7 protein-coding genes and 1 pseudogene are annotated in these 6,789 nt (G+C 65.9%); 5 read left to right on the top strand and 3 right to left on the bottom strand.

Annotated elements, in window-relative coordinates:
- The coding region (locus ABZF37_RS12995; protein WP_372720599.1) for an SDR family NAD(P)-dependent oxidoreductase at positions 1 to 624 on the top strand (624 nt) is incomplete at its 5' end.
- 34 nt (positions 625 to 658) lie between these two features.
- Here the strand turns inward: ABZF37_RS12995 and ABZF37_RS12990 are convergent.
- Genes ABZF37_RS12990 through argB form a run of 3 tightly spaced genes read right to left on the bottom strand, consistent with a single transcriptional unit; the run spans position 659 to position 3,453 of the window.
- The gene (locus ABZF37_RS12990) at positions 659 to 1,159 is read right to left on the bottom strand and encodes an aromatic-ring-hydroxylating dioxygenase subunit beta (protein WP_372720597.1); all 501 of its coding nucleotides are present in this window, start codon (positions 1,157 to 1,159) and stop codon (positions 659 to 661) included.
- Positions 1,160 to 1,182: 23 nt separating this feature from the next.
- Entirely contained in the window at positions 1,183 to 2,487 is a 1,305-nt protein-coding gene (locus ABZF37_RS12985) for an SRPBCC family protein (protein ID WP_372720595.1), read from the bottom strand.
- 42 nt (positions 2,488 to 2,529) lie between these two features.
- Positions 2,530 to 3,453 (bottom strand): acetylglutamate kinase, encoded by a 924-nt coding sequence (argB, locus tag ABZF37_RS12980; protein WP_372720593.1) that lies wholly within the window; start codon positions 3,451 to 3,453, stop codon positions 2,530 to 2,532.
- Positions 3,454 to 3,542: 89 nt separating this feature from the next.
- Between argB and gcvT the strand changes: the two genes are divergently transcribed.
- The 4 genes and pseudogenes from gcvT to ABZF37_RS12960 form a co-directional block, all read left to right on the top strand.
- Positions 3,543 to 4,661 (top strand): glycine cleavage system aminomethyltransferase GcvT, encoded by a 1,119-nt coding sequence (gene gcvT, locus ABZF37_RS12975; protein WP_372720591.1) that lies wholly within the window; start codon positions 3,543 to 3,545, stop codon positions 4,659 to 4,661.
- A gap of 69 nt (positions 4,662 to 4,730) precedes the next feature.
- Positions 4,731 to 5,114, top strand: a complete 384-nt coding sequence (gcvH, locus tag ABZF37_RS12970; protein ID WP_372720588.1) for a glycine cleavage system protein GcvH — start codon at positions 4,731 to 4,733, stop codon at positions 5,112 to 5,114.
- Positions 5,114 to 6,457 (top strand): aminomethyl-transferring glycine dehydrogenase subunit GcvPA, encoded by a 1,344-nt coding sequence (gene gcvPA, locus ABZF37_RS12965; protein ID WP_372720586.1) that lies wholly within the window; start codon positions 5,114 to 5,116, stop codon positions 6,455 to 6,457. The genes gcvH and gcvPA overlap by 1 nt, the downstream gene beginning before the upstream one ends.
- Before the next feature lie 13 nt (positions 6,458 to 6,470).
- Positions 6,471 to 6,789: pseudogene (locus tag ABZF37_RS12960) on the top strand (MFS transporter); the annotation flags it as partial.

The raw sequence follows: 6,789 nt of genomic DNA, 5'->3' as shown, positions 1-6,789 counted from the left end.
TCGCTGGCGGACGTGCGCCGCCTGGCGGCAGAGCTGATTGCCGCCCACCCGGTCATCCACGTGCTGATCAACAATGCCGGGGTGATGCTCGAGCGGCGCCAGCTCAGCGCCGATGGGTTCGAGCTGCAATTTGCCGTCAACCACCTGGCGCCGCTGCTGCTCACCCGCCTGCTGGAGCCGGCACTTGCCGCTGGCGCGCCGTCGCGGGTGATCAACGTGAGCTCGCGCGTTCACACCATGGGCGCCATCAATTTCGACAATCTGCAGTGGGAACGCGGCTACAAAATGTTCGCCGCCTACGGACAGTCCAAGCTGGCCTGCGTGATGGCCACCTACGACCTGGCGCAGCGCTGGAAGGCCCTCGGCATCACCGTCAACTGCCTGCATCCAGGCGTGATCGACACCAACCTTGGCGGCATGCCGGGCTTTGTGAAAATGCTGCTTCCAAAGGCTGAGAAAGGCGCCCGCACGTCGCTGTACCTGGCCACCTCCGCCGCCGTGGAAGGCGTCACCGGGCGTTATTTCAGCAACTGCAAGGCCGTGCGTTCCTCAGCCAAATCGCACGACCTGGCCGTGCGCGAGCGTTTGTGGCAGGAAAGCGAACGCCTGCTCGGATTAGCCTGACAGCGACAGCGGTCGGTTGCGGCTTGAGCCGCGATCAAAGCGTATAAAAATCGATCAACGCCGGAACCAGGTCGTTCTGGATCTTGATTTTTTTCCAGCGTATAACCCAGCGCCGCGCGTCCTGCCTCAGGCGCAGATCGTAGTCGCCGAAGTTGCTGTGCTGTGTTTCCGTGCGCGGGTTGTAGACCTGCACCAGCCAGTTCGCCCGCACCGAGATCTCGCTGGCGCTCTCGAACTCGGCCTCAATGTTGGTCACGAAATGGGTCGTGCGCGGCAGCGGCATCGCCGTGACCGACTTACCTGACTGCGCACGCATCACGCGCTCCTGCAGCCCGCGACGCGAGTCATGGTAGATCTGCGATATCTCAGTATCCGGGTCGCTGGTTTGTGTGTGCTCATCGCGCCAGGCCGGCACCCAGTAGACGACGTCTGGGTCGTAAACCTCCAGCCACTGCTGCCAGTCGCGGGCGTCCAGGCAGCGGCATTCCAGGTACAGCAGCGCGGTGGCTATGGCAGTGGCGTTCGGGTCGGCCATGGATAAAGTCCTGCTGTGTCAGATCACCGGCTGCACATGAGCCGATGCCATTCCCGGTAACCGGCATGGATAGCCGTCTCGTCGCCAAAGGACAATCCCGCCGGACTGGCGTTGTAGCGGGCCTGGCTCGTCCCGAGAGCCGCGAACGCCTCCGACGCCGCAAGCGACGTCGCCATCCCGCGCGAATAGCCCTGCGTGTCGCCCGCCGCAGTGGCTGCGAAACCGCCCTGGCTCAGCGCGTACATGACGTTGTCATCGGACGTGGCCAGACCACCGGCATTGAAGAACTCCTCATACTGACGGATGCGAAAACGCCGCGCCGGGGCGCTCTCACCCCGCGGTGCGAGGCAATGCGAACTCATGCGCGTTTTGTCCACCGCCAACGGCTGCCAGGTGCGCAGTTGCAGGGACTGGATGTCGATGATCTGCAGATTGGGGAAAATCGTCAGGTTGCGTTGGCGCAGCATCCAGTCCAGGCGCGCCGCGCCGACGCGGTCCGAAACCCGCTGCAGCAGCTGTGCATCGCGTACCAGTGGGCGGCTTTCCGGCTCCTGTCCCGGTGCACCGACCGACCAGGACATGGCGTGCCCACGCGGCATGCTGATGGTGCCAGCAATGATTTCCCCAGGTGGTTTGGCAGGCGGCGCTCCGCGTGGCCGCTGGCGGACGATGTCCACAAAGGCGGCATGCGTGGTCGAGAAATGATAGGCGTCGAGGCCGTTCTCGAACTGCAACTTCCAGTTGCCATCGTAGGTATAGCTCGCCTCCCCGGGGATGTATTCAAGTCCCTCTGGCGCCTGGTCAGCGACCAGGTCCAGCAGGATCCGGGCATCGCCCAGGTGTTCATCCAGACCGGGCACGTCCGCGGCCAGACTCGCGAACACGAAGCCGCGATAGCTGTCCACCCGCGCCAGGGGTATCAGGTCGTGGTTCTCGGCATCGAAGGCCGGCGGGTAGGCGCCATCCTTGTGGTCGGTAATGCCAACGTTGCGCCCCGCGCTGTCGTAGGACCAGCCGTGATACGGGCAGGTATGGAACTTGCGGTTCCCGGCGCGAAACGGACACAGCAAGGTGCCCTTGTGGCGACAGCTGTTCAGAAAGCCGCCGAGCCTCCCGCTGGCGTCGCGCATCAGGATCATCGGTTGGCGACCGATGTGCCGGGTCACGAAATCGTGCGGGTTTGGAATCTCGCTGTCCAGGGCCACGAAGACCCAGGTGGCCTCGAAAATTCGCTCCATTTCGCGCTCGAAGATCTCTGCATCAAGAAACACCTTCCGATGTACGCGAAATACGCCCGCCTCGGGGCTGTCTTGGACAAGACTGTCCACATCCACTGCGGTTTCTCCTGGCATTGGCAACGTGTGCAGCGCTCAGCTCGCCGGCCAGACGCCGTCCAGGGCGCCGGCGATCAGTGTGCCGACGCCGCTGTCGGTGAACACTTCCAGCAACACGGCGTGTTCCACCCGGCCGTCGACGATGTGAGCACTACCGACGCCACCGGCCACCGCATCCAAGGCACAGTGCACCTTGGGCAGCATGCCACCGTGGACGGTGCCGTCGGCGATCAGCGCCTGCACCGTGGCAGCATCCATGCGCGGGATCAGCTTGCCACCACCGTCCAGCACGCCGGTGGTGTTGGTCAGCAACATCAGTTTTTCGGCCTTCATCGCCACCGCCAGCTTACCGGCCACGGTATCGGCGTTGATGTTGTAGGTCGCACCGTCAGCGCCGACGCCGATGGGCGCCAGCACCGGGATGAAATCACGCCCGCTCAGCAGGTCGATCAGCGCCGTATCGATGGCCTCCACCTCGCCGACGTGACCAAGATCGATAATCTCCTCGGGAAGTGATTCGGCGTCGCCGGTGCTCCGTGGGGTCAGTTTGCGGGCGCGGATGGCGGCCGCGTCCTTGCCGGTGATGCCCACCGCCTGGCCACCGTGGCTGTTGATCAGATTGACGATTTCCTTGTTCACCAGGCCACCGAGCACCATTTCCACCACGTCCATGGTGGCGGCGTCGGTGACCCGCTGGCCGTCCACGAAACGACTCTCGATGCCAAGGCGAGCAAGCAGCTGACCGATCTGCGGGCCACCGCCGTGCACTACCACCGGGTTCATGCCGACCAGCTTCATGAGCACAATGTCGCGTGCGAAGCTGTGCTTGAGTTGCGCATCCACCATCGCATTGCCGCCGAATTTGACGACGATGGTCTTGCCACGGAAACGGCGGATGTAAGGCAGCGCCTCGACCAGCACCACGGCAACGCGATCGGCGGCATCTATCGACAAGGGCATCACGCGTCTCCGGACAATCGAGTTACGAACGAATTCTAGGTCGGGCTGGCTTGGCTTATGATGCCAAGCAATCCTCCCGGACCCCAGCTATGCCCCACGACGTCCTGCGCCCCACTCCCTTGCACGCCCTGCACCTGGCCGCTGGCGCCCGCATGGCGCCATTCGCCGGCTGGGACATGCCACTGCATTATGGCTCGCAGCTGGACGAACACCACGCGGTGCGCACCGCCGCCGGGGTGTTCGACGTGTCGCATATGGCGCAGGCGGACATCAGCGGACCGCAGGCCGACAGCTACCTGCGTCGTATGCTGTGCGGCGACGTGGCGCGCATCGGCACCGGTAAGGCCTTGTATACCTGCCTGCTGAACGAACAGGCCGGCATCATCGACGACCTGCTGGTCTACCGTCTCGGTACCGACCGCTTTCGAGTGGTGCTGAACGCAGCCCGGCGTGACGCCGATCTTGCCTGGCTGCGCGGCCAGCTGGCCGGTTTTGACGTTGACCTCACGCCGCGCGACGATCTGGCCATGCTGGCGGTGCAAGGACCACTGGCTCGTACGCAGGCATCCCGATCGTTGCCGGATGCCTTGCGTGTCGCGACCGCTGATCTGGCCCGCTTTGCCGCGACAGAGCACGGCGACTGGCTGGTCGGACGCACCGGCTACACAGGCGAGGACGGCTTTGAAATCATGCTGCCGGCCGACTCGGCGCCGCAGGTGTGGCGGACGCTGCTGGAGGCGGGCATCCGGCCGACCGGCCTCGGGTCGCGGGATACCTTGCGGCTGGAAGCGGGCTTGTCGCTGTATGGCCACGATATGGACGAGACCATCACACCACTCGAATGCGGTCTGGCCTGGACCGTGCATTGGGAGCCGCCCCATCGCGACTTTATCGGTCAGGCGGCTCTGGCCGCCCGGCGCACCGCCGGACCGGCTCAGCAACGTGCCGGGGTGGTGCTGGCCTGCCGCGGCGTGCTGCGCGACGACGCGCCCGTATTCCAGGAGGGCCGACAGATCGGCCACCTCACGTCCGGTGGCTTCGGGCCCACGGTCGGCCGGGGCATCGGCTTGGCGCGTGTGGAAACGGGGGCCGAGGGCGTCTGTACCATACGCATCCGCGATCGGGACCTGCCAGGCCAACTGGTGACGCCACCGTTCGTGCGCGAAGGCACGCTGCGCCTTGAGCTGCCACCGTTGATGCAAGCGTGACAGACCCTTGGTCGCCGCTTGACGATCCCGCCGGCCCTTGCCGGCTTCATTCCTGACCGGAGACCCATCTTGAGCCAGGTGCCAGACACACTTCGCTACACCCGAACCCACGAATGGCTGCGCCAGGAGGCCGACGGCAGCATCACGGTGGGAATTACCGACCACGCCCAGGCTCAGTTGGGCGATCTTGTCTACGTGGAGCTCCCTGCGGCAGGCAAACAGCTTCCCGCCGGCGCCGCCTGCGCGGTGGTGGAATCAGTCAAGGCGGCCGCCGACGTGTACGCGCCGCTGGCAGGTGAGGTGGCGGCGATCAACGAGACACTCAGCGCTACGCCGGAACAGATCAACCAGGACCCGTATGGTGGCGGCTGGCTGCTGCGTCTGAGGGCCGCCGCCATGCCGTCGGACACGCTTGATGCGGTCGCCTACCGCGCGTTGATCGAGGCCAGCTGATGCCGTTCATCCCGCACACGGCGCAGGAAGTTACCGACATGCTGCGCGCCATCGGCGTGCCCGATATCGAGACGCTGTTTGACGAGATTCCACCGGCGCTGCGCCTGACCGACCTGCCCGGCATACCCGAAGGCCTGGCCGAGTGGGAAGTGGGCGCACTGCTGGCCGAGCGCACGGCGGGCGACAGCAATCCGACCTGCTTCCTGGGTGCCGGCGCCTATCAGCACCATATTCCCGCCGCCGTGTGGCAACTGGTGAGTCGCGGCGAGTTCTACTCGGCCTATACGCCCTACCAGGCGGAGGCGAGCCAGGGCACGCTGCAGGTGCTGTACGAGTTCCAGAGCATGATCGCCGGGCTGTGTGCGCTGGACGTGGCCAATGCCTCGCTGTACGACGGCGCCTCGGCGCTGGCCGAGGCTGTGTTGATGGCGGTGCGGGCAAACGGCACGACCGGTCGGCGCGTGCTGCTGCCGCGCGCGCTGCATCCGGCCTACCGCGCGACTGTGCGCAGCATCGTCGCGCTGCAGGGCATCGAAGTCCTTGAGCCAGGTTTCGACCCCGCCACCGGACACACTGACATCGACGGCATCGACTGGCAAGGGGTCACGTCGCTGGTCATCCCGCAGCCGAATTTCTTTGGCGTGCTGGAGGATGTTGACCTGCTGACCGACGCAGCCCACCAGGCAGGTGCGCTGGTCATCGGCGTGGTCAATCCGCTGGCGCTGGCCATCCTCAAGCCGCCCGGCGAATGGGGCACCAAGGGCGCCGATATTGCCTGTGGCGAGGGCCAGCCGTTGGGCATCCCGCTGGCTGGGGGTGGGCCGTACCTGGGCTTCATGGCCTGTCGAGAGGGCTTGATGCGACAGCTGCCGGGGCGCATCGCCGGTCGCACGGTGGATCGCGCCGGCAAGACCGGCTTCACCCTGACGCTGCAAGCACGCGAGCAACATATCCGGCGTGCCAGGGCCACTTCCAACATCTGTACCAACCAGGGCCTGCTTGCAACCGCCGCTACCCTTTACCTGAGCCTGATGGGGCCGGCCGGGCTGAGCACTGTGGCGCGGCAAAGCCACGCCCACCTGCGCCACTTGACCGACGGCCTGTGCGCCCTGCCGGGAGTTTCGGCGGCCTTCAGCGGACCCCGCTTCAACGAGGCGGTGCTGCGCCTGCCTGGCGACCTGCCACAGCTGCTCGATGGCTTGCTGGCTCGCCATATCCTGGGCGGCCTGCCGCTGGCCGAGCACTATCCGGAACTGGCCGACTGCCTGCTGCTGTGCACCACCGAACTGACGCCGGCCAGCGCCTGCGACCGCTACGTGGCGGCGACCGCCGATCTGATCTGAGACCCTGAACCCGATGGCGATCGCGACCCCTACCCACTGGCGCGGTGTCAGCATCGCGTTTCTGGCCGGCGTCGCGGCGGCGACTGCTTTGGCCAAGGCCAGTCCGGCAGCGCTCGACCTGCGCGGCGCCATGCAACTGACGCTGCTTCAGATTGGCTGGGTAATGTCGGCCGGGGCGCTGGCGAGCTTTCTGCTTGGCGTCGCCTCCGGGCAACTCAGCCACTGGCGCGGTTCCCGCCGACTGGTGCGCGACGGTCTGTTGCTGGTGATGGTGGCCGGCGCACTGAGTGCGCTTGCGCCCACGCCGGCCTGGCTGCTGACCGGCCGCGGCC

This window comes from Immundisolibacter sp. (assembly GCF_041601295.1).
Lineage (GTDB): Bacteria > Pseudomonadota > Gammaproteobacteria > Immundisolibacterales > Immundisolibacteraceae > Immundisolibacter.
The sequence above is the reverse complement of the archived record's forward strand: the minus strand, read 5'-3'. Positions and strand labels throughout refer to the sequence as shown.

Coding starts and splice junctions, on each gene's coding strand:
- argB (WP_372720593.1), bottom strand. CDS start 3,453: ATGCCCTTGTCGATAGATGCCGCCGATCGCGTTGCCGTGGTGCTGGTC.
- gcvPA (WP_372720586.1), top strand. CDS start 5,114: ATGCCGTTCATCCCGCACACGGCGCAGGAAGTTACCGACATGCTGCGC.
- ABZF37_RS12990 (WP_372720597.1), bottom strand. CDS start 1,159: ATGGCCGACCCGAACGCCACTGCCATAGCCACCGCGCTGCTGTACCTG.
- gcvT (WP_372720591.1), top strand. CDS start 3,543: ATGCCCCACGACGTCCTGCGCCCCACTCCCTTGCACGCCCTGCACCTG.